This window comes from Corynebacterium glaucum, from assembly GCF_002287505.1.
Taxonomy (GTDB): domain Bacteria; phylum Actinomycetota; class Actinomycetes; order Mycobacteriales; family Mycobacteriaceae; genus Corynebacterium; species Corynebacterium glaucum.
Map to the genome: position 1 here is coordinate 169,852 of NZ_CP019688.1, position 20,851 is coordinate 190,702.

The 20,851-nt window shown below is 64.7% G+C and carries 21 protein-coding genes; 14 read left to right on the top strand and 7 right to left on the bottom strand.

Translation table 11 applies throughout. From position 1 onward, the window contains the following. Positions 1–226 precede the first annotated feature (226 nt). The 4 genes from nth to CGLAU_RS00840 all read left to right on the top strand — a co-directional run bounded on the left by nth (position 227) and on the right by CGLAU_RS00840 (position 3,684). Entirely contained in the window at positions 227–1,081 is an 855-nt protein-coding gene (gene nth / locus CGLAU_RS00825; RefSeq protein WP_095660955.1) for an endonuclease III, read from the top strand. Between the two features lie 6 nt (positions 1,082–1,087). After that, a complete protein-coding gene (locus tag CGLAU_RS00830) occupies positions 1,088–1,678 on the top strand; it encodes a TlpA family protein disulfide reductase (RefSeq protein ID WP_095659056.1) in 591 nt (196 codons plus the stop codon). Further along, positions 1,678–2,403, top strand: coding sequence for an NUDIX hydrolase (locus CGLAU_RS00835; RefSeq protein WP_095659057.1), 726 nt, complete (start codon positions 1,678–1,680; stop codon positions 2,401–2,403). Before CGLAU_RS00830 ends, CGLAU_RS00835 begins: the two co-directional genes overlap by 1 nt. 75 nt (positions 2,404–2,478) lie before the next feature. Then, positions 2,479–3,684 carry a MarP family serine protease gene (locus CGLAU_RS00840; protein WP_095659058.1) on the top strand — a complete coding sequence of 402 codons (1,206 nt, stop codon included), beginning with the start codon at positions 2,479–2,481 and terminating at the stop codon, positions 3,682–3,684. Here CGLAU_RS00840 and CGLAU_RS00845 read toward each other — a convergent pair. From CGLAU_RS00845 to CGLAU_RS00855, 3 genes are all read right to left on the bottom strand, one after another. Continuing rightward, positions 3,665–4,411: an alpha/beta fold hydrolase gene (locus CGLAU_RS00845; RefSeq protein WP_232507136.1), complete on the bottom strand. Its 747-nt coding sequence runs from the start codon at positions 4,409–4,411 to the stop codon at positions 3,665–3,667. The two genes, CGLAU_RS00840 and CGLAU_RS00845, sit on opposite strands and share 20 nt — an antisense overlap. 74 nt (positions 4,412–4,485) lie before the next feature. Beyond that, a complete protein-coding gene (locus CGLAU_RS00850) occupies positions 4,486–5,082 on the bottom strand; it encodes a phage holin family protein (RefSeq protein WP_095659059.1) in 597 nt (198 codons plus the stop codon). 175 nt (positions 5,083–5,257) lie between these two features. Further along, a complete protein-coding gene (locus CGLAU_RS00855) occupies positions 5,258–6,061 on the bottom strand; it encodes an HAD family hydrolase (RefSeq protein WP_095659060.1) in 804 nt (267 codons plus the stop codon). 122 nt (positions 6,062–6,183) lie between these two features. Between CGLAU_RS00855 and ssd the strand changes: the two genes are divergently transcribed. From ssd to CGLAU_RS00890, 7 genes are all read left to right on the top strand, one after another. Next, the gene (gene ssd, locus CGLAU_RS00860; RefSeq protein WP_095659061.1) at positions 6,184–7,212 is read left to right on the top strand and encodes a septum site-determining protein Ssd; all 1,029 of its coding nucleotides are present in this window, start codon (positions 6,184–6,186) and stop codon (positions 7,210–7,212) included. Further along, on the top strand, positions 7,209–8,345 hold the full coding sequence (locus tag CGLAU_RS00865) for a TadA family conjugal transfer-associated ATPase (protein WP_095659062.1): 1,137 nt from the start codon (positions 7,209–7,211) through the stop codon (positions 8,343–8,345). Before ssd ends, CGLAU_RS00865 begins: the two co-directional genes overlap by 4 nt. Further along, positions 8,345–9,115, top strand: a complete 771-nt coding sequence (locus CGLAU_RS00870; RefSeq protein WP_095659063.1) for a type II secretion system F family protein — start codon at positions 8,345–8,347, stop codon at positions 9,113–9,115. The genes CGLAU_RS00865 and CGLAU_RS00870 overlap by 1 nt, the downstream gene beginning before the upstream one ends. After that, positions 9,112–9,672 carry a type II secretion system F family protein gene (locus CGLAU_RS00875; RefSeq protein ID WP_095659064.1) on the top strand — a complete coding sequence of 187 codons (561 nt, stop codon included), beginning with the start codon at positions 9,112–9,114 and terminating at the stop codon, positions 9,670–9,672. Before CGLAU_RS00870 ends, CGLAU_RS00875 begins: the two co-directional genes overlap by 4 nt. Positions 9,673–9,798: 126 nt before the next feature. Beyond that, entirely contained in the window at positions 9,799–9,966 is a 168-nt protein-coding gene (locus tag CGLAU_RS00880; protein WP_095660957.1) for a DUF4244 domain-containing protein, read from the top strand. Beyond that, positions 9,967–10,236 carry a hypothetical protein gene (locus CGLAU_RS00885; RefSeq protein WP_095659065.1) on the top strand — a complete coding sequence of 90 codons (270 nt, stop codon included), beginning with the start codon at positions 9,967–9,969 and terminating at the stop codon, positions 10,234–10,236. Continuing rightward, the gene (locus CGLAU_RS00890; protein WP_095659066.1) at positions 10,237–10,530 is read left to right on the top strand and encodes an Rv3654c family TadE-like protein; all 294 of its coding nucleotides are present in this window, start codon (positions 10,237–10,239) and stop codon (positions 10,528–10,530) included. Here the strand turns inward: CGLAU_RS00890 and CGLAU_RS00895 are convergent. Further along, complete coding sequence (locus CGLAU_RS00895; RefSeq protein WP_095659067.1) at positions 10,527–12,878, bottom strand: DEAD/DEAH box helicase; 2,352 nt, start codon at positions 12,876–12,878, stop codon at positions 10,527–10,529. The genes CGLAU_RS00890 and CGLAU_RS00895 overlap by 4 nt on opposite strands. A gap of 154 nt (positions 12,879–13,032) precedes the next feature. Here CGLAU_RS00895 and CGLAU_RS00900 point away from each other — a divergent pair, with 154 nt between their 5' ends. Continuing rightward, complete coding sequence (locus tag CGLAU_RS00900; protein WP_042409175.1) at positions 13,033–13,236, top strand: cold-shock protein; 204 nt, start codon at positions 13,033–13,035, stop codon at positions 13,234–13,236. 59 nt (positions 13,237–13,295) lie between these two features. On the opposite strand, the gene CGLAU_RS00905 is transcribed toward CGLAU_RS00900, so the two are convergent. Both CGLAU_RS00905 and CGLAU_RS00910 read right to left on the bottom strand, forming a co-directional pair. Next, positions 13,296–14,267 carry a DUF1963 domain-containing protein gene (locus CGLAU_RS00905; protein WP_095659068.1) on the bottom strand — a complete coding sequence of 324 codons (972 nt, stop codon included), beginning with the start codon at positions 14,265–14,267 and terminating at the stop codon, positions 13,296–13,298. Between the two features lie 59 nt (positions 14,268–14,326). Next, positions 14,327–14,965 carry a DedA family protein gene (locus CGLAU_RS00910; RefSeq protein WP_232507137.1) on the bottom strand — a complete coding sequence of 213 codons (639 nt, stop codon included), beginning with the start codon at positions 14,963–14,965 and terminating at the stop codon, positions 14,327–14,329. A gap of 158 nt (positions 14,966–15,123) precedes the next feature. Here CGLAU_RS00910 and topA point away from each other — a divergent pair, with 158 nt between their 5' ends. Continuing rightward, positions 15,124–17,964, top strand: coding sequence for a type I DNA topoisomerase (gene topA / locus CGLAU_RS00915; RefSeq protein ID WP_095659069.1), 2,841 nt, complete (start codon positions 15,124–15,126; stop codon positions 17,962–17,964). A 25-nt stretch (positions 17,965–17,989) separates the two neighbouring features. Here topA and CGLAU_RS00920 read toward each other — a convergent pair whose 3' ends face one another. Next, entirely contained in the window at positions 17,990–19,516 is a 1,527-nt protein-coding gene (locus tag CGLAU_RS00920) for an adenylate/guanylate cyclase domain-containing protein (RefSeq protein WP_095659070.1), read from the bottom strand. 37 nt (positions 19,517–19,553) lie between these two features. On the opposite strand from CGLAU_RS00920, the gene CGLAU_RS00925 reads away from it, so the two are divergent. Next, positions 19,554–20,774: a DNA polymerase III subunit delta' gene (locus CGLAU_RS00925; protein ID WP_232507138.1), complete on the top strand. Its 1,221-nt coding sequence runs from the start codon at positions 19,554–19,556 to the stop codon at positions 20,772–20,774. Positions 20,775–20,851: the final 77 nt, after the last annotated feature.

Below are 20,851 nucleotides of genomic sequence, written 5' to 3' on the forward strand. Positions count from 1 at the left end.
GAAATTGTGATTTCATCACATCTCGCTCTGACGTTAGCGAGACTACCATCACAATTTTTTCCATGAGAGCTAATCGGCTAAAGATCCTATCCCAGCGATAGCTCCGGTTCCCACGACGGTGCGCTCGATTCCTTCCATACCCACGGTGAACAACCCGACACCCAGAGGCACTAGCGCCACTAAAAGGAAACTCATGGTGTCCATCCTACGGGCTAGCATGATCGGCATGCCTGAAAATTCAGAAACGCCTGCGGGGACCGGTAGGGCGGACAACGGGGCGTCGATAAGCAAGCGAAAGCTCCGGCGACCAGGCACCCACCCGGCTGCGAAGGGGACGGAGACCGACCTTGGGAGGGTGCGCCGCGCGCGACGCATCAACCGCACGTTGGCGGCGACTTTTCCTGATGCCCATGCGGAGCTCGACTTCACGAACCCGCTTGAGCTGTTGGTGGCGACGGTGTTGTCGGCGCAAACCACCGACGTGCGGGTCAATCAGGTCACCCCGGCGCTGTTTCGCGCATATCCGTCCGCGGCCGACTACGCGGAGGCGAATCAGGCCGAGGTTGAGGAGCTGATCCGCCCCACGGGATTTTTCCGGTCGAAGGCGGCGAACCTGATCGGGCTGGGCCAGATGCTGGTGAGCGAGTACGGCGGGGAAGTGCCGGTGAAGGTGGAGGATCTGGTGCGGCTGCCGGGAGTGGGGCGCAAAACTGCGCATGTGGTGCGAGGCAATGCATTCGGGCTTCCGGGGCTGACCGTGGATACGCACTTTCAACGTCTGGTGAAGCGACTTGCGCTGACCGAGGAGACGGACCCGGTGAAGATCGAGCACGCCGTGGGGGAGCTGATTGAGAAGAAGGAATGGACGATGTTCTCCCACCGGATCATCTTCCACGGGCGTCGCGTCTGCCACGCCCGAAAGGCCGCGTGTGGCGCCTGCCCGATCGCGTTCGATTGTCCTAGTTTCGGCCTCGTCGGCCCGGCTGAGCCCGCGGAGGCGGCCGCGTTGGTGACGGGGGAGGAGCGCGAGCACATCCTGCGTCTGGTTGGCATGCCCGACGCTGAAAGCGAGAAGGAGTAAGCAAGCGTGCAGAAATCGGCGATCTGGAGCGTCGTGGCGGTGGCCGTGGTCACGGTCTTAGTGCTTGCGGGCGCGTTTGTGCTGCTGCGCGGCGGTGAAGACGACGCGGCCTCGGACGCCGCGCCTTCGGAATCGGCGGTGGGGCCGTCGCAAATCACGTTTGTGCCGAATGCGGACCAGCGCGCGGATTGCGTCGCAGGTGGCGTCGGGGGCATCGATCTACCGTGCCTCGGCGGCGAAGACGTGCCCGGTGAGCTCAACGACATCACCGTGGTGAACCTCTGGGCGTGGTGGTGTGAGCCGTGTCAACGCGAGCTACCGATTACCCAGGCGCTTGCCGACGCGCACCCGGAGTACAGCGTGGTCGGGGTGCATGCCGACGCAAACGCGACAAACGGGGTCGCGATGATGAATGAGCTGGACGTGTCGTTTCCCAGCTACCAGGACGACACGAATCGCTTTGCGGGCCTGCAGGGGCTGCCCGGAGTGGTGCCGATCACGCTGGTGTACCAGGGCGGCGAACCGGTGGGTATGTTCCCGCAGGCATTCAACTCCCTGGAGGAGCTCGAGGCGGCTGTCGACGGGGCGCTCTCCTGATGGGGCGCGCTACCGGCGATGTAGATCTGCGCCCAGATGCGGCGCCACAGTGGCTGCGCCCGCTGATCGCTCAGCTGGGAACATCTGAGCACTCCGGTCGGGTGCGCGAGATGTTGGCTTCGCGGGTTCCACAGCGCGACCGTGAAGATGAAGCTGCTGTGCTGATCGTGTTCACCGGCGATCCGCATGCGGCAACCGTCCCGGACGATGCGGCGGTGCTGATCACCCACCGGCACCCCAAACTGCGCAGCCACTCCGGGCAGATGGCATTTCCCGGCGGCAAGATCGACCCGGGCGATTCCGGTCCTGTCGACGCAGCGCTGCGTGAGGCCACAGAGGAGACTGGCCTCGAGCGCCACCGCGTGACCCCACTTGGGGTTTTCGACGCGGTCACGACCGGCGGTTCGCGCAAACGGGTGCGCCCCGTGCTCGCCTACGCTGCCGATCCGGGCGAGGTGTACCCGGCCAGCGAGGTGGAGACCGATGACGTATTCTTCGCGCCGCTCCGAGAGCTGGTTGCGCCCGAAAACCGCATCACCGTGGGATGGCGGGGCTGGACAGGGCCCGCATTTCATGTGGGCTGTTACCTGGTGTGGGGGTTTACCGGGGTGCTGCTCAGTGTGGTCTTGGAGTTCGGCGGGTGGGCGCGTTCCTATGACGAGGACACGGTGCACAGCCTTGAAGACACGCTGGCGCAGTCCTGCAACGGGGAGCAGCAGCACTAACCGGGGGTAAGCTAGCCCGGATGCCCGAAGATCCGGAGCCCCAGACAAGCGAAACGTAGAGGAGGTGGCGGCGGCGTGCAGATCGTTCTCGACGCAGCCCTCATCCTGCTGATCGTTATTGCCGTGATCGGAGGCTGGCGTCAAGGTGCGCTGTCTTCGATTCTTTCCGCAGTTGGTGTTGTCGCCGGCCTGGTCGTCGGGCTGGCGCTGGCACCGTTGGCAATGGGTGCGGCCGACGCGCAGTCGCTGCGCGTGGTCATCCTGGTCACCTTAGTGGTGCTTTTCGTCGGCGTCGGCAACGTTGTGGGGGCGGCTGCTGGCGCACAGCTGCGCAACAACGTGCGCCGCCGCTCCACTCAGATCGTTGACTCCGCTGTGGGCGCAGTGTTTCAGGCGCTGGCCACTGCACTGGTGGTTTGGTTCATCTCCATTCCGCTGGCGTCTGCCTTGCCGGGCAAGACCGGTGACGCAATCCGTAATTCGTCGGTGCTCTATGGCATTGACGCGGTGGCGCCGCCGAACCTGAGCCAGCTTCCCGCACGGCTTGCGGTCATGCTGGATGAGACAGGTTTGCCGCCTCTGGTTTCCCCGTTCGGCTCCCCGCGCGGCGGCCACGTGGACGCTCCGGACCCGGACGTGTTGGACCAAGCTGTGGTCAAAACCGCCCGGCCGGCAGTGGTCCAGGTCATGGGCGATTCGGGCTCGTGCCAGCGCCGCCTCATGGGCACCGGCTTTGTCATCGCGGATGATTACGTGCTCACCAACGCCCACGTCGTCGCTGGCACGGACTCGGTGGCGCTGAACACGGTGGTGGGAGTCAAGCGCGCCGATGTGGTGTTCTACGACCCAGACGTGGACATCGCCGTGCTGCGTGCGGAGCGCCTCGGCATCGATCCGCTGGCCTGGCACGAGGAGACGTTGGCCAACGGCGATGACGCGATAGTCATGGGCTACCCACTGTCCGGCCCGTTCGAGGCGGCACCCGCGCGCATCCGCGGCCGAATGAACATCTCCGGTCCCGACATCTACGCCCAGGGCCGGGTGCAACGCGAGGCCTACACCATCCGCGGCGTAATCCGTCAGGGCAACTCTGGTGGGCCGCTGCTCACCCCGGAGGGTGAGGTCGTCGGCATGATTTTCGGCGCGTCGCTGGACTCCACCGACACCGGCTATGCACTCACGACTCAGCAGGTGCAGGAGCGCGTGGGGGAGATCTCCGAGTTGGTCGACCCGGTCGACACCCAGGCCTGCGTCGGCGCGGCTACAGGTCCAGCAGCTTGACGACGGCCATGACAAACGCCGTCGGGTCCTCCACATGCGGCAGCGCGAGCTGCGCAATCGGCCCGTCTAAGTCGCTGTCCTGAGCCGTAAAGGGGCGCAACCGCGATGCGGCGACAATGTGTGAGAGCGCGTTGTCTATGCGGCGGGCTGCGAGGCGCAGCGCCAGGTGCTCCTGAAAGTCCTGTGATGCGTGAAATGCGTCGCTGGTTTCTGCCACAAAGTTGGCCCGCCAGATCGAGTCGAGTGCGCGCTCGCTTAGGCTGAGCAGCGGCGCTGGCAGCCTGGTTAAGGCGGCAGGGAACCCGCTCGAAGTGGGGAGTGAGATCACCTGGTGGATCAGCTCGTTGTGGCGCTTCGCCGCTGCCTTAGCAATTACTGACCCGGTGTCTGCACCCACGACGGCCGCGCGGGTGTGGCCGAGGGTGCGAATGACGCCTTCCACGTCACCGGAGAGGATCTGCAACGTGTCGCCGGCGCGGTGCGGGGGCTTGTCGGACATCCCGAAGCCGCGGGCATCAAGGGCCGCGACGTGGAGGCCATGGGCCGCAAGCGGCGCGATGGCATCTTTGAAGTCGAACCACCCCCCGAAAGCGCCGTGGATAAGCAGGATCAGTGGGTCACCCCGATTGCCAGCCTCCGCAACGTGGAGCCGGGTGCCGCGGGTGTGCAGCATCCGGTGGTTGAAGTCGCCCTCAAGCTCGACGACGTTAGGCGGGTGGGGCGCCACTTGGTTGGTCCCTTCAGCATTGGAAAACGCCCGCGTCCTTAGCGGTCTAAGGGCGCGGGCGTGAGAGGCGGCGTCTACTTGTCGGTGTTGACTGCGGTGGAGCCGCCGCGGCGATCCGCCGGCACGGTGCGTGCTGCGCCCGTGCCAGCCGGTGCGGCCACCGGCGAGGTGGTGTAGAGACCGCTTTCGTCCTTTGCCAGGTTCTGCTGCGCCTGGCCCGGAACCAGGTTGCGCAGCTCGTTGACGGACTGGACGGTGCGCTCCGGTGCCTTGATCTTCTTCAGGTTGCGGAAGCCCAGGAACGCGATCAGACCTGCGAGCGCGAGCATGATCAAGAAGACAATGAGGAACGCCCAGCCGCGGTGCATCCAGGACGCCAGCATCTCAGCCAGCGCAAAGAAGAGGAAGAAGGTGGAGTACAAAGCGATCACACCTGCGACTGCGAACATGCCGCCGCCGATCGCGCCCTTCTTCACCTCGCCGACCACCTCGGCCTTGGCCAGCTCGATCTCGCCGCGGACGAGAGTGGACACCTGCTCGGTCGCGTTGGAAATCAGGGTGCCGATGGAATCCTGGCCTGGCTGCGTCACACCAGTGTCGCGCAGCGGAATGGAGTCCACCTTCGCGGACACGGCTGTGGAACCGCTGGTGTAGAGACCTTCGTTGCTCACTGTTTTAAACCTTCCTCACGTTGCGCGGCTTCGCCATCTCTGCGTGGTTTGCCAGCTTCGTGGCAGCTCGAGCGCAGCGACGCGGAGCGATATCGCACTCAACAGTAGCCATGTTCTGCCCAACTTGCCTAAGAACATGCCCGGAACGTGCCCCCAGTTTCTTCGTCGCCTGCTACTACGCAGAGCGCTTCTCCTTTCGCAGAGCCCGCGAGATAAGCACTCCGCCCACCACAATCGCGGTCACGCCCGCAACCACGCCGGCACCAATGCCCACTTCGCGGGCATTCGGCATCTGAATCAGCGGCACTGGGTCTTTGAAGCTGCGGGTATCCCACCCCTCGCTGAGCGCGTGTTTACGCAGTGCCCGGTCCGGGTTCACCGCGACTGGGTTGCCCACTAACTCCAGCATCGGAATGTCCGTCGCCGAATCGGAGTATGCGAAGCTGGCCTCGAGGTCGTAGCCGTGCTCGTCGGCGAACTGCTGGACTGCCTCCGCCTTCGCAGGGCCTTTGAGGTAACGCGTCACCTCGCCGGTGAGTTGGCCGTCGACAATCTCCATCTCTGTGGCAACGACGGTGTTCACCCCAAGCTCGCGCGCAATCGGCTCGACCAGGATCGACGCTGACGCGGAAATGATGATCACGTCGTGGCCGCGGGCCTGGTGCTCTTGGATTAGCTCGCGGGCCTCGGCGTAGATCGCCGGGGTGACAACGGTGCGCATCGTTCCCGTCGTGATGCGCTGTATTTCTTCGATAGACCAGCCCTGCACCATCTGTGCGAGCGTGTCGCGGGTGGTGTCCATCTTTTCGCTGGACTGGCCGACCAGCATGTACGACGCCTTGGTCAGGTACATGTCGATCGCTTCCTGGCGGGTGATCAGGCCGTTGTTGAAAAATTGCTTGCCAAAGGCGAACGCGGACGAGGTCGCGATGATCGTCTTGTCTAGATCGAAAAACGCAGCAATCTTCGGGGTGGCCATACGACAGCAGTGTAGACCGTTATCCACACAAGAATTAGTGACAAATCTCCGAAACAGTCAAGTTATCCACAGTTTGAAGACGGGCCCTTGCCGTTTACGTTTCGTTCGTGCACGCTAAGCGCATGGCACAACCGCAATTAACAAATCCACGCCCGGCTCCGATTCTCGTCGCGGTCGATGATCCGGTGTTGCACCCGGAGGCCCTGCACATAGCCGCCGCCTGCGGAAGACCAGTGGTTGAGGTCGGCGATGAGGTGCAGCTCGCTCGCATGCAGCCAAAAGCATTCGCTTCGCTTATCGACGGCTCCTTGGGTCCGCCCACCCCAACCCCAACCACCTTTGTCATCACCGCGTCTCCGGGCGCAGCACCACCCGGTGCGTTTGTGCTGCCCGCCCAGGCCGCTGATTTGCTTCGCGCCCTCGGAGCGCTTTCACTGCGCGGTGAACCGGATCCTGCGGCTGCGGGTGCGGTCATCGCGGTGGTCGGTGCCGCGGGTGGTGCCGGCGTGTCCACCCTTGCAGCTGCGGTGAGTGCCCGCGCGGGTGCAGGCAGCGTGCTTGTTGATGCGCATCCGCGTTCCGGGGGTCTCGATCTGTTGCTGGGGATTGAGGAAGTACCGGGTGCTCGCTGGGGTGAGATCGAACTCGGGGAGGGGGTCATTGCTCGCGGGGATTTACTGCGTGCGCTGCCTTCAACTGACGCGCAGGTCGCGGTGCTCACGGTCGCCCGCACCACGATTGTCGATCCGTTCCCACTCCGCGCCGAGGACGTCGACGCTGCCGTGGCCGCTTGCGCGTCGGACGGGGTGACGGTGATCGACGCCCCTGCCAGCGCAATCCCTCCTCGTTGCGATCTCGCGGGCATTGTTGTGCCCGCACAGCTGCGCCCGGCTGCCGCAGCGGCGGCAATCGTTGCCCAGTGCGATGCAGCCGGCATCGCCCACGGCCTTATCGTGCGCGACTGCGCGTGGGCGTCGCTGAATCAGAGTGAGCTTGAACGCGTAACGGGATCCCGAGTGCTCGCCAGGTTGCGCACCTGCCGCGGTCTGGCACGCACCATCGAACGCGGAGGGTTGCCAGCGAGGTTGCCCCGGCCGCTTGCCCACGCTGCCGACGCGGTGCTCGCCGAGGCCACGCGAGGTGCGAGATGACCAACCCAGTGAACGACATCGCAATTCTCGAGCGCGTCCAACGCCGCATCGCCGACGAGCCGGAGCCACCCGGCCCTGAGCGCCTTGCCCACCTTATCCGCGAGGAAGCGGTAGTGATCAGTGATATCGACGTACTCGACATGATGCGCAGGCTACGCGAAGATACGACCGGAGTTGGCCCCCTCGAAACGCTCTTGCTGGGCGGCGAAGTCACCGACATCTGCGTCAACGGGCCGGATGAGATCTTCATCGATCGAGGTCGAGGCCTCGAGCCAGTTGCCGATCGCCCCTTCGCAACCGACGCGGATGTTCGCCGACTCGCTACCCGCCTTGCGCTCAATTGCGGGCGCAGGCTTGACGACGCCCACCCCTACTGCGATGGCCACCTCACCCGCCCAGACGGCACCTTGCTGCGCTTCCACGCGGTGGTTGCTCCCACGTCGCAGCCGGGCACCTGCATCTCGCTGCGCGTGCTGCGCACTGCCACCGCTAGCTTGGAAGATCTGCAGCGCCGTGGAGCGATCGATGCCGAGCGTGCCGCACTGCTGTGCAAGTGCGTCCGGGAAAGAAAAAGCGTCCTTGTTGTCGGTGGCACCGGTTCAGGTAAGACCACGCTGTTGTCCGCGCTCCTAGCTGAGGTCGATCCTGCTGAGCGGATTATCGCTATCGAGGACACCCGCGAACTCACCCCGGCTCATCCGCATGTGCTGAACCTAAGCACCCGCGGGGCAAACACGGACGGCGCTGGCGAGATCACTGTCGCCGACCTGGTCCGTCAGGCGCTGCGAATGCGCCCGGACCGCATTGTGGTCGGAGAAATTCGCGGGGCGGAGGTCATCGACCTGCTCGCCGCGCTCAACACCGGCCACGATGGGGGCGGCGGCACACTCCACGCGAACTCCATCGGGGAGGTCCCCGCGCGCCTCGAGGCACTCGCCGCGCTCGGCGGGCTCGACCGAGCCGGGCTCCACGCCCAACTAGCGGCCGCAGTAGATCTGATCGTCGTGGTGAAACGCCACCCTGACGGCCAACGTCGCGTGGAGCAAATCGGCGTACTTGAGGGCCAGCCAGTGAACGCCCGCGTGGTCTGGGATGCAACCACCGGCCCAGCTGAAGGGTACGAGGAGTTGTGATGGCCAGTATCCCCCTCGCTGCATGCTGCCTGGCAGGTGCTGCGCTCATGCAGCCCCCGCGTCCGATGATTCGTATCCGCGCCGCCGCTCTCGGAAACCGGAATCCAGCGTGGATTCCCGCCACCGTCGCTGTGGTGGCCATCGCCGCCTTTGCTTTCGATAAAGCGGGTGTGGTCATCGCGGCCGCGCTCGCTGCTGCGACAGCGGTGCACATGGTGAACAGCCGCAGAAAGGATCGCGACGCAGCAGCCGGGACTCGCGCCGCCGCAGATTACATTGGCCACCTCGCTGAAAGTGTTGGCGCTGGAGCGACGTTCACTGATGCGGCGAGACGCGCCGCGGACCGCCTCAGCAATGACACCTCCTCCATCCGCCGTGATGCCCTAAACATCGCGAACGCCTCCGCAAGTGGCAGCGCGGTCCCCGAACTGATAACTCCCGAGCTCAAACGCGTTGCTTCCCTGTGGGCACTTTCCGCTACCCGTGGAATCCCCGTCAAAGGCCTGCTCGCCAACGCCCGCGATGAAATCGATCACGCCGTGCGGCACCGGACCGCCACTGACGCTGCGCTGGCTGGCCCGAAGACCACCGCGACGGTGCTGTCGTTGCTCCCATTGGCGGGGATCGCGATGGGGAGTGCAATGGGTGCTAACCCAATTGATTACCTCACCGGATCTGGGATCGGGGCAGTGCTGCTCGTTGTCGGGACTGCGTTAGTCTGCGCAGGAGTCCTGGTGTCCCATGAGATCATCCGGAGGGCCGCCGCATGATCTCGACGCTCACCACGTTGCTCTTCGCCGCGGCGATTGCGCTGCCACCCACCGCGCCTAAGCATCGACTCCCTGCGCGCCGACCCGAGCGGACCAAGAACCCCCGCGATGGTCCGCAGGGGTTCAACCTCAACCGATGTGCCAGTGACCTCCGCCTCTTCGCCGCTTGCGCCCAGGCGGGGTTGCCCCCGCCGCATGCGGCCGCCGCAGTCGCAGATACCTACGCCGGGGAGGCACATCCATGGCATACCACTGCCGCGTTGTTGGCGCTCGGGGCCGAACCCGAGCGCGCTTGGTCGGAACTCGCCAGCGTCCCTGGCGGCGCCGACCTGGCCAGTCTTGTCACTTTGTCCAACTCCTCCGGCACCTCGCTTTCAGCTGGGTGCGTGCGGATTGCGGAGCGTCTCCAAGCAGAAGCCGCAGACCGCGCCACCGCGAAAGCAGAACGTGCCGGGGTCCTCATTGCAATCCCGCTTACCGCATTTTTCCTGCCCGCGTTTTTCACCCTCGGGCTGGCTCCCGTGGTGATCAGCTTGGGCAGCGAAATGCTCAACTAGCAACCCATCGACAACAACTCACAACAGCAACCCACAACAACTTCTCACGAAAAGGAAACCACCATGAACCGCATCCAACTCACCGCAATCTCCGCATACGAATCCACGCTGCGCGCCGGCTCCCGCATGGTTGCCAAACTCGGCAATGACGAGGGAATGTCGACCATTGAATACGCCTTTGGGTCACTGGCTGCCGCCGCGCTGGCCGGGGTGCTCTACCTCGTGGTCAACGGCAACGGTGTCACCACCGCGATCGAGAAAGTAATCACCGACGCGCTGAACAACCGTCCGTAAATGACCACCATCGAAACAGCGCTCTCGCTAGCGACACTGGTTACTGTCGCCGCCGCGATCGTGGCGGGCATTGCCACCATAGCAGCGTACATTTCGGCGGTGGACATCGCAGGTGCGACAGCACGCGCTGCTGCGATCGGTGTGACGTATGAGCCGCCTCGCGGCAGCGTCAGCGTCGTAGAGCAAGCTGGCCTGGTGACTGTCACCGCGTCGGTACCGGCGGCGATTGGCACGATGCAGGCGTCTGCAATCTATCCGGTGGAGTTTTAGATGAGCACGGTCACGTCCGCCGGCATCGCCGCCTCCGTCATTGCGCTCGCAGTAGGGGTCGCTGCTGTCGGCGCTCAAGTGGCGGACTCGCACCGGAGCCAGGTCGCAGCGGACCTGTCTGCGGTGTCCGCAGCGACCGCGCTTTACCAGGGGGCTGATGCTTGTGACGTGGCGGCACGCACTGCTGCGCTTAACGGTGCCGCGGCTCAATCTTGCGACATAGTTGACGGGGATGTGCGCGTCACTGTCAGCTTCCGTCGTGCGGAAGCCACCGCCCGCGCTGGTCCCGCTTAGTTCGCGTCTTCACCCGCCGTCATAGTGACAAGCGCACCGAGCAACTTCAGCGCGGCGTGCTTGTCCAACGGTTGGTTGCCGTTGCCGCACTTAGGCGAATGCACACACGACGGGCAGCCGTCGTCGCAACCGCACGCGCGCACTGCTTCGTACGTGGCGGTGATCCACTCGTGAAAGCGGGCAAATCCTTCGTCGGCGAATCCTGCGCCCCCGGGGTGGCCGTCGTAGACAAACACGGTCGGCAGCAGCGTGTCTTGGTGCAGGGCGGTGGAAACCCCGCCGATGTCCCACCGGTCACACGTGGCCAAAAGCGGCAAGAGTCCGATCGCGGCGTGCTCGGCGGCGTGCAGCGCGCCGGATACCTCGCCCGCGGCAATGCCCATCGCTTCCAGCGCAAGCGGGTCGATGGTGTAGGCGACTGCGCGGGTGATCAGACGCTGCTCGGGGAGGTCGAGTGGGATGTGCTCGCTGACGGTGCCGTCGGCAAGGCGCACCACGTAGCCGGTCACCCGGTCGATCACCTCGACATCCACACTGGCCACCCACAACCCCGGCGACGGGTTTACCAACTCGCTCGGCTCGCCCAGCAGGGTGATGTCGGTGGTGGAGCGGGCCTGGGTGGAGTAGTCGGGCTGCTCCGGTACCACCAGCGCAACGTAGTCGTCCAGGTCGAGTTCCTGCACCACGAAGTACTCGCCCTGGTGCAGGTAGACGGCACCGTCGTGCACCTGGCTCATCGCTTTGCCCGCATCAACGGTGCCCAAGAGCCGCCCGTCGGTGACGTCCACAATCGCCACTTCCTGGCCAGCACCGCCGCGAAGCGACACCGCTGCATGCGCCGTCTCCGGGCGCAGATCGCCCTCGAGCTGCGGCACCGCGAACCACCGATCGCCGCGTTGACGCAGGAAACCACCCGCAGTCAGCTCAGCGACGACCTCGTCAGCGTCAAACGCCGTGACGTCACCGCGTGTCAGCGGGCGTTCGACGGCCGCGCAGTACATGTGCCCGCGCAGGATGTAGGGATTGTGCGGATTGAACACGCTGTTTTCCACCGGCTTGCCCAGCAATGCCTCCGGGTGATGCACCAGGTAGGTATCCATCGGGTCGTCGCGGGCGACCATCACCACCACCGCATGTTGCCCGCGCCGACCCGCGCGCCCCGACTGCTGGCGAAACGACGCCACCGTGCCCGGGAACCCCGCCATCACTACGGCGTCCAAACCACCCACGTCGATCCCCAGCTCCAGCGCGTTTGTGGTCGCCATGCCAAGCAGCTCGCCTTCATCTAAAGCCCGCTCAAGCGCACGGCGATCCTCGGCGAGGTACCCCGCCCGGTACGAGGCGACGCGCTTCGCGAAATCGGGCCGCCCCTGCAGCACCAGCTCCTCCTGCGCGCGCATCGCCACCGTTTCCGCAGCGCGCCGGGAGCGCACGAAGGTCAGGGTGCGCGCACCGTCGGCGATCAGCTTCGCCATCACACCTGCGGCTTCGGTGGTCGCCGCGTAACGCACCGGCGCCCCGTTCTCGCCTTCCGCGTCTTCAATGAACCCCGGTTCCCACAGCGCAATCGTGCGTTCGCCGGTCGGCGCGCCGTCGGTAGTCACCGCCACCACGTCGCGCCCGCACAGCCGCGAGGCCTGCCCGGCCGGATCGGCCGCCGTCGCAGACGCGAAGATCAACGTCGGGTGCGCGCCGTACGCTGCGGCGATGCGCAGCAGCCGCCGCAGCACCAGCGCCACGTTCGCGCCAAACACACCGCGGTACGTATGGCACTCGTCCACCACCACATACTCCAGGTTTCGCAGCAGCCGCGCCCACCGTGCATGCCCAGCGAGAATCCCCGCGTGCAGCATGTCCGGGTTCGTGAACACGTACCGCGTGTGCTCGCGAATCCCGGGCCGGGCCTCGGCGGGCGTGTCACCGTCGTAGGGAGCAGGGTGGACATTGCTTATCGACGCCCCTTTGACCATGCCCAAGGTCGCCTGCAACTGATCCGACCCCAACGCTTTCGTGGGCGTGAGATACATCGCGCACGCCGTCGGATCGGCGGCCAGCCGAGACAGCACCGGAAGCTGGTAGCCGAGCGACTTGCCTGACGACGTCCCCGTTGCGATGACCACATCGCGTCCTTGCCACGCCAGCTCGGCACACTGCGTTTGGTGTGTGAAAGGGCGGGTGATGGAGGCGTCGATAAGCACTTGCTTCAAGCTGGGCGCAACCCATAGGGGCCACTCGCCGTAGTGGGCGGGGGAGGCGGGCACCGTTTCCACGTGCGTGATGGTGGAGGTGGGGAAGCGGGCGCGAAGTGAGGTAAGGAGCTCTTCGCCGAAAAATCCACTGCCATCCATGGCATACAACGTAGGTCACATCCTTGCGCTCCGTCGTGCCGTCTCACCCGTTTCGTGGCACACTAGTGGACGGTCACAGATTTTGTGTGCGCCCGTTCACGGTGCTCGCGAGGATTGTGCATCTCAACGTACATTTTTGAAAGGTCACATTCACATGGCAACCGGCACCGTTAAGTGGTTCAACGCCGAAAAGGGCTTTGGCTTCATCGCCCCGGACGACGGCTCTTCCGACGTCTTCGTCCACTACTCCGAGATTCAGGGCTCGGGCTTCCGCACGCTGGAGGAGAACCAGCAGGTGGAGTTTGAAATCGGCGAGGGTGCGAAGGGCCCGCAGGCACAGCAGGTGCGCGCGATCTAACTCGCAGGCGCTGTAGAACCGGTAGAAAACGGCACCCAAACCGGGTGCCGTTTCTTCTTTTATGCGCTGTCCCAGCTAAACGTCACGCGGCTGAAGTCGCGGGCGCGCAGGTCATCCGGGTGGATGAAGAAGTTCGCGGCACCATAATCTTCAAACATGATGGTTTCCTCGTCGGAGCCGATGTGGGCGAGGCAAACGGTGGGATCACCCGGCGGGCGGCGGTCAAGCTGCACAAACGACGGATAACCGCCGAGCGCGAAGATGAAACCGAAGCCGAACGGCGCGTCAACGATGCGCTCCTGCATCGATTCGTCTACCGCAAATCCGTCGGCTTCCGCCTCGGCGACCAGCGATGCGATCTTCTCCTGCACCTGCGTCGGGTTGAGCCATTCACCATCGGGGAAGCGGGTACGTGCCTCAAGCTCCTGGATCTGCGGGACGCCGGTGTCGGTGCCGCGGCGAACAACGATGTGCTCATCGGTGGCGTGCAGCGTCATGAACTCTTCACCGCGACGCAAAAACACGTGCCCGGATTCGCTACCGATTTCCCAGGCGTCTTTGCAGTTGAACGTCGGTGTCATGGTGGTCAGCGTGCCGGTAAGTGGCATGCCCTCTTCTGGGTCCTCCATCGGGCCGGGGTAGTCCTCGTAGGACGGCAGGGACCCGGTGTGCGGCGCGTCCACGTGCTCGATGTAGCGCGCCAGCGGCGGGCTGTCCAGGCCCATCAGTGAGTCGTTGCGCACAAACAGCTGCAGAATCCCGGTGGTGGGAAAGTCCGGCAGCTCCGGCAGCTCGTCGAAGTTGAACTGGGCGATGAACAGCATCGGCCCGGCCTCATCTTCGGGGAAGGGGTGGCTCTCGGGCAGGTACGGGGTGCCGCCGATCTTCGACGTGGTCGGGGTGTCGGGGCGCTCGGGGGCGAGGTCGAGGTCAATCACCGGCCGGGTGGTGTCTGCGTCGAAATCGAACAGCGTGTAGTTCCAGGGCAGTGGCGGAGGCGTTGATTCGGTTGGCTCAGTTGGCTCAGTCATGCCGCCCAATACTAATAAATCCCTGAGACGGAGAAATTACGGGGGAAATCAGGGGGGACTCAGAGCGCGGAGATCCCGCGGCGCACATCGCGCCATTCGAAGAAGCGCGACTGGGCGCGCTGGATAAGTAGGCCCACCAAGGAGCCGAGCAGCACGCCGGCAATCATCGCCAGGATGGGGTACTGCGAGAGCAGCGAGCCGCCGAGGTAGCCCATGCCGGCGGACAGCAATGCCCAGATCACCACGCCGATCGTGTCGTAGAACACGAACGCGAACCAGCTGTAGCGCACCGATGCCAAGACAATGGTGGCCACCCAGCGCGCCCAGGGGATGAAGCGCCCGACGATGATGGTCACTCCGGCGCTGCGCTTCATGTTGCGGCGCACCCACGCAATCGCTTGGCCGGATTTGGATTCGGGGTCGAGCCTTTCGACGTAGCCAATGAGCTTGCCGCCGAAGGCGTAACACAGGTTGTCGCCGATGATGCCGCCGATGGCCGCAGCCACGATCAGTCCCCACACGCTGGGCACGCCCTGGGACGCGGAGAACGCCGCGGCCAGGTTAATCACCGTTTCTGATGGGATTAACGGGATCAGCGCGTCACCAATAATCAGGAGGCTGACAAGCGGGTAGAAGATGGGCAACTCCATCAGCGCGTACAAAAACTCGATGACTGGATCGAGGAAACTCATGTCCATCGCGGCGGCGCCATCTCCTTTCTCAGGCAGAACTAGAAAGCGATTGTAGGCATAGAGGGGGTGAGATCGGTTAAGTCTCTGATACAAATAAGGAAGTTTGAATCCGGTGCAAGCGGTGCACATGCGCCGGAGCGGAAAGTGGGAGGTGTCACCCGAGCGTGGCTGCAAATGGCAAGACTCTCGTCATCGTGGAGTCGGCGACCAAGGCGAAGAAGATTCAGAAGTACTTGGGCGATGACTACATCGTGGAGGCTTCGGTGGGCCATATCCGCGACCTGCCCGGCCGCGCTGCGGATATTCCCGCCAAGTACAAGAAGGAGCCGTGGGCCAAGCTCGGTGTGAACCCGGAGGACGGGTTCAGCCCTATTTATGTGGTCAGCCCGGACAAGAAGAAAAAGGTCTCCGACCTCAAGGACAAGCTCAAGCAGTCCGACAAGCTCCTGCTCGCCACAGACCCGGACCGCGAGGGCGAGGCCATCGCCTGGCACCTGTTGGAAACGCTGAAGCCCCAGGTGCCGGTGGAGCGCATGGTGTTCAACGAGATCACCGAGTCCGCCATCAAAGAGGCCGCGGAGAACACCCGCGAGCTGGACATGGACTTGGTTGACGCGCAGGAAACCCGCCGCATCCTCGACCGCCTCTACGGCTACGAAGTCTCCCCGGTGCTGTGGAAAAAGGTCATGCCGCGGCTTTCCGCCGGCCGCGTGCAGTCCGTGGCCACCCGCGTCATCGTGGAGCGCGAGCGCGAGCGCATGGCGTTTATCTCCGCCGAGTACTGGGACCTCACCGCATCGCTAAAGGCCTCGCCGGAGTTCGACGCAAAGCTGGTCACTATCGACGGCACGCGTGTTGCCCAGGGCCGCGATTTTGATGACCGAGGGCGTCTAAAGGGCGACGCGGTAGTCGTCGATAAGCAAACTGCTCATGCCCTGGCCGACAACCTTGAGGGTGCGGACATGACGGTGACCGATGTGGAGGAGAAGCCGTACACGCGGCGCCCGTACGCGCCGTTTATGACGTCGACGCTGCAGCAGGAGGCGGGGCGCAAGCTGCACTTCACCTCGGCGCGCACGATGCGCATCGCGCAGCGGCTGTACGAAAACGGCCACATTACGTATATGCGTACGGACTCAACGGCGCTGTCGCAGCAGGGGCTTTCCGCCGCGCGCTCGGCCGCGACTGAGCTCTACGGCGACAACTACGTCTCCAAGTCCCCGCGCGTGTACGAGCGCAAGGTGAAGAACTCGCAGGAGGCGCACGAGGCGATCCGCCCGGCTGGCGAGCGTTTTGCCACCCCCGGCCAGCTCGCGGGCTCGCTGGATGCGGAGGAGTTCAAGCTCTACGAGCTGATCTGGCAGCGCACCGTTGCCTCGCAGATGGAAGATGCGCGCGGCAACTCCACCAAGATTGTGCTGGAGGGCACCGCGAAAACCGGCGAGCGCGCCGAATTCGCCGCCACCGGTCGCACGATTACCTTCCCGGGCTGGCTGCGCGCCTACTCGGATTCGCAGGATTCGGAGACGCGTTTGCCGCAGGTGGCGAAGGGCGACACGCTCGGTGTTTCCAAGATCACCGCGGACGAGCACACCACGAACCCGCCGGCGCGCTATACCGAAGCCTCGCTGGTGAAGAAGATGGAGGACCTGGGCATTGGCCGCCCGTCCACCTACGCCTCCATCATCAAGACCATCCAGGACCGCGGCTACGTAGTCACCCGCGGCAACGCGCTCGTGCCCACCTGGGTCGCGTTCTCCGTGGTGGGGCTGATGGAAAACAACTTCGACGCGCTGGTGGATTACGACTTCACCTCCTCGATGGAGGACGAGCTCGACGAGATCGCCCACGGCAACGAGAACCGCACCGAGTGGCTGACCAGCTTCTACTTCGGTGATGCCGAGGCATCCGACAACATCGCGGAAGCGGTCGCGCGCCGGGGCGGGCTCAAGCACATGATCGAGGACAACTTGGAGTCCATCGATGCCCGCGAGGCCAACTCGCTCAAGCTTTTCGACGACTCGTCTGACCGCCCTGTCCACGTCCGTGTGGGCCGCTACGGCCCGTACATCGAGCGCGAGGTGGGGAAGACCACCGAGGGCGAACCCGAGTACCAGCGCGCCAACCTGCCGGAATCGGTCACCCCGGACGAGATCACCCTGGAAATGGCGGAGAAGCTTTTCGCTATCCCGCAGTCCGGCCGTGAGTTGGGCCAGAATCCCGACAACGGCCGCACGATTGTGGCCAAGGAGGGCCGCTACGGCCCGTACGTGACGGAGCTGGTGCGTGACGACGAGCGTGCCACCGCCGAAACCCGCGCCGAGGAGGTCGTGGCCGAAGAACGCGCGGCGGAAGACGCCCAGCGCGCCGAGGAGGGCAAGCGCAAGAAGAACTGGGACACCAAGACTGCGCAGGCGCAGAAGGAAAAGCGCATTGAGCAGCTGGTGGACGAGCAGCTGAAGCCCGCCACCGCGTCGCTGTTCAGCTCAATGGAGCCGTCCGAGGTCACGCTCGACGAGGCGTTGAAGCTGTTGTCGCTGCCGCGCGAGGTGGGCGTTGACCCGGCGGATGGTGAAGTGATCACGGCGCAGAACGGCCGCTACGGGCCGTACCTGAAGAAGGGCAACGACTCGCGTTCGCTGGCCAACGAGGACCAGATCTTCACCATCACCCTCGAAGAAGCACGCCGCATCTACGCGGAGCCGAAGCGCCGTGGCCGGACGCAGGCGGCAGCGCCGCTGAAGATGCTGGGCGACAACGACGTCACCGGCAAGCCCATGAGCATCAAGGACGGCCGCTTCGGCCCGTACGTCACCGACGGGGAGACCAACGCTTCGCTGCAGCGCGGCGACACCCCGGAGACGATGACGGACCAGCGCGCCAACGAGCTGCTCTCGGCACGCCGTGCCCGCGAGGCTGAAGACGGTGGCAAGAAGGCTACGAAAAAGGCAACCAAAAAGGCCCGCAAAACCACCAAGCGGGTAGTGAAAGCCCGCCGCAAGTAGCGGGCTAGTAGCGGGCTCGCAGTGGCTAGTAGCGGTCCGCCATGGTGGAGCGGACCGGGCGGGCGAGCTGGGTCATCTTGTTGCGCCCGCGCAGCTCGACCGACTTCATCAGCGTCCAGCGCTGCTGCTCGACCTCGTTGGCCGCGCGCAGGGTTGCGGCGTTGGTGAGCACCCTGCCCGGGGTCTCCTTGGCCAGCTCGGTGAGGCGCGCGGCGGCGTTGACGGCATCGCCGATTACGGTGTACTCAAAGCGGTCGGAGCCGCCGATGTGGCCGGCAACCACGTGGCCCGCAGCCACCCCGATGCCGGCCTGGAGCTCGAGGCCGCTGAGCTCATGGCGCAGTGTGCGGGCGGCCTGCAGGGCGTGCGAGGTCGCGTCGTGCAACGAGACCGGGGCGCCGAAGACGGCGAGGGCGGCGTCGCCTTGGAACTTGTTGATCACGCCCTTGTTGCGGTGCACCACGTCCACGACGATCTCGAAGAACCGGTTCAGCTCCTCAACGACCTCCTCGGGGGTGTGGTGCACGGCGAACGTCGTGGAGCCGATGACGTCGACGAAGAGCACGGCGACGCGGCGGTCCTCGCCGCCGAGCTCTGGCTTTTCCTCCAGGGCCTTCTGCGCCACTTCGGCACCGACGTAGCGGCCGAAGATGTCGCGCACGCGCTGGCGCTCGTTGAGGCCGCGCATCATCTCGTTGAAGCCGGCTTGGAGGACGCCGATCTCGGAGCCGTCGTAAATGTCCACCTGCGTGTTGCGCTCGCCGCGGCGCACGCGGTTGATGGCGTCCTGGAGCTCCTTGATCGGGTCGACCACACTCATCACCGCGAACGCGGTGCCCAGCGAGCCGGTGATCAGCGCGGTGATGGTGAGCGCGAACACCGCAGGGATGAGCTCGCCGGGGGTTTGGGTGAAGAAGCTGTTCGCCTGTGCGATGAACAGCAGCATGATGCCGATCAGGGGCACGCCCGAGGTGGTAAACCACGTCATGTACAGGCGCTGCTTGATCGGCGGCTCGAGTGTGGCGTCTTCGAAGCGGCGTGCGAGCGCTGTGGCGGCGACCGGGCGCACGAGGCGCTCCGCCTGCAAGTAGGTGAGCACCGCGACAACGAAGCACGCCAGCGAGGTGGCGACGAACATCACCAGCGCGAGCTGCCCGCTGACCTGCCAGGCGGCGGCGGTGAGGATCGCGATCCCGATCGCCCAAACCACCACGACGATGCCGGTTTGCAGCACCGGAATGCGAAGCACCAGGTTGCGCACCATGTTCGGGTCGTGCTCATCGGGCTCTAACTGCCATTCCAGCACCGGGCGGAAAAGCAGAAACGTCACCACAATTCCCAGGACCACGGCCAGCACGAGGTAGATCATGCTGATCAACCCGAACACGGACCCCTGGAAGCTCAGCAGCTCGACTTCCGGAATCGGGATGAAAAAGCGCACAAAAAACAGGATTGCGACGGCACCGACTACGTTGGTGCCAAGCACGGATGCGGCATAGAGAGGCCACGATGTGCCCCACAGCCACTTGAACCCGTGCCAGAGTCGTTCCATGGTGTATCACCTTAGTGCGGGAGTACGCTTGCGGGTTGTGACTACCCGTAGCGTCGCCGAACGCCTCGCCGACACCCCCAACGTGCGCGACACGATCCTCGCGGCTGCGGCTGCGGGTCGGGGTGTTGAGGGAGCGGATCCGCGGGCGCTCGCGCACTCCTGGTTGTTCACCGGACCGCCCGGTTCCGGCCGCTCGAACGCGGCGCTCGCTTTCGCCGCGGCGCTGGTGTGCGAGAACCCTAAGGAGCTCGGCTGTGGGCATTGCAAGAGCTGCCGGGACGCACTCGCCGGCACACACACGGATGTGGTGCTGGTGGTGCCGCAGGCCCTGGTGATCAATGTCGACTTTGTGCGCGAGGAGATCGTCGCAAAAGCAGCACGCTTGCCGACGGTCGCTGACCACCGCATTGTCATCATCGAAAACGCCGACCGCTTGCACCCACGGGCCGCGGACGCGCTGCTGAAGACGGTGGAGGAGCCGCCGGAAGTCACCGTGATTATCCTTTGCGCTCCATCGACCGACCCGGAAGACATTTCGCAGACACTGCGCTCGCGGTGCCGCCACCTCTATATCCCAGCCCCGTCCGAAGATGAGGTGGTGCGCGTGCTCGTGGAAGAGGAAGGCGCGTCTGAGTCGGATGCACGTCTGGCGGCTGCGACTTCACTGCGGCACATCGGCCGGGCACGAAAACTCGTGACGACGGAGTCCGTGCAAGTGCGCCGCGCCCGTTCCATCCAGCTCGCCGAGCACGTCTTCTTCGGCGCGCAAGCGTTCCAAGCTGCTGCGTCGTTGGTCACCGATGCCCAAAAGGAGGCGATCGACGACTACGCGGAGGCCGACGCCCAAGAACGCGCCAAGCTTGAAGAGGCGTTGGGCATGGGCGCGAAGGGCAAGGGTGTTGCCAAAGCGATGTCCGGGTCCGCCTCGGCGCTCAAGGAGCTGGAGCACCAACAGCACCTGCGCGGGACGCGCCGCAAGCGCGACGTGCTCGACCTCGTCCTAGTGGATCTTGCCGGGGTGTACCGCGACGCGTTGGTGACGCAAGCCGGGACCGAGGTTCGCTCGACGGTTGGGCTGACCCACCCGGATTTTGAAGGACTGGCTGGCGAGATCGCGAACCGCGTGAGCCAAGACGGTCTGGTCGCGTGCCTGGACGCGATCGCCCAGTGCAGGCAACGCTTGCACCAAAACGTGGATCCTGCAGTGGCCTTCAACGGGATGTTGGGGCACATCCGCAAAGCTTGCGCTGTGTCCTAGCTGGGCATTTCTTCGCATCCTCGTCTGTGGGTTAAGCTTTGTAACCGGTATGGGCCGCTGCTGTACAGCTGTGGACG

Excerpts from the sequence above, each read along its gene's own strand:
- nth (WP_095660955.1), top strand. The coding sequence starts at position 227 with ATGCCTGAAAATTCAGAAACGCCTGCGGGGACCGGTAGGGCGGACAAC.
- CGLAU_RS00835 (WP_095659057.1), top strand. The coding sequence starts at position 1,678 with ATGGGGCGCGCTACCGGCGATGTAGATCTGCGCCCAGATGCGGCGCCA.
- CGLAU_RS00855 (WP_095659060.1), bottom strand. The coding sequence starts at position 6,061 with ATGGCCACCCCGAAGATTGCTGCGTTTTTCGATCTAGACAAGACGATC.
- ssd (WP_095659061.1), top strand. The coding sequence starts at position 6,184 with ATGGCACAACCGCAATTAACAAATCCACGCCCGGCTCCGATTCTCGTC.
- CGLAU_RS00865 (WP_095659062.1), top strand. The coding sequence starts at position 7,209 with ATGACCAACCCAGTGAACGACATCGCAATTCTCGAGCGCGTCCAACGC.
- CGLAU_RS00870 (WP_095659063.1), top strand. The coding sequence starts at position 8,345 with ATGGCCAGTATCCCCCTCGCTGCATGCTGCCTGGCAGGTGCTGCGCTC.
- CGLAU_RS00875 (WP_095659064.1), top strand. The coding sequence starts at position 9,112 with ATGATCTCGACGCTCACCACGTTGCTCTTCGCCGCGGCGATTGCGCTG.
- CGLAU_RS00880 (WP_095660957.1), top strand. The coding sequence starts at position 9,799 with ATGGTTGCCAAACTCGGCAATGACGAGGGAATGTCGACCATTGAATAC.
- CGLAU_RS00885 (WP_095659065.1), top strand. The coding sequence starts at position 9,967 with ATGACCACCATCGAAACAGCGCTCTCGCTAGCGACACTGGTTACTGTC.
- CGLAU_RS00890 (WP_095659066.1), top strand. The coding sequence starts at position 10,237 with ATGAGCACGGTCACGTCCGCCGGCATCGCCGCCTCCGTCATTGCGCTC.
- CGLAU_RS00895 (WP_095659067.1), bottom strand. The coding sequence starts at position 12,878 with ATGGATGGCAGTGGATTTTTCGGCGAAGAGCTCCTTACCTCACTTCGC.
- CGLAU_RS00900 (WP_042409175.1), top strand. The coding sequence starts at position 13,033 with ATGGCAACCGGCACCGTTAAGTGGTTCAACGCCGAAAAGGGCTTTGGC.
- CGLAU_RS00905 (WP_095659068.1), bottom strand. The coding sequence starts at position 14,267 with ATGACTGAGCCAACTGAGCCAACCGAATCAACGCCTCCGCCACTGCCC.
- CGLAU_RS00910 (WP_232507137.1), bottom strand. The coding sequence starts at position 14,965 with ATGGACATGAGTTTCCTCGATCCAGTCATCGAGTTTTTGTACGCGCTG.
- CGLAU_RS00920 (WP_095659070.1), bottom strand. The coding sequence starts at position 19,516 with ATGGAACGACTCTGGCACGGGTTCAAGTGGCTGTGGGGCACATCGTGG.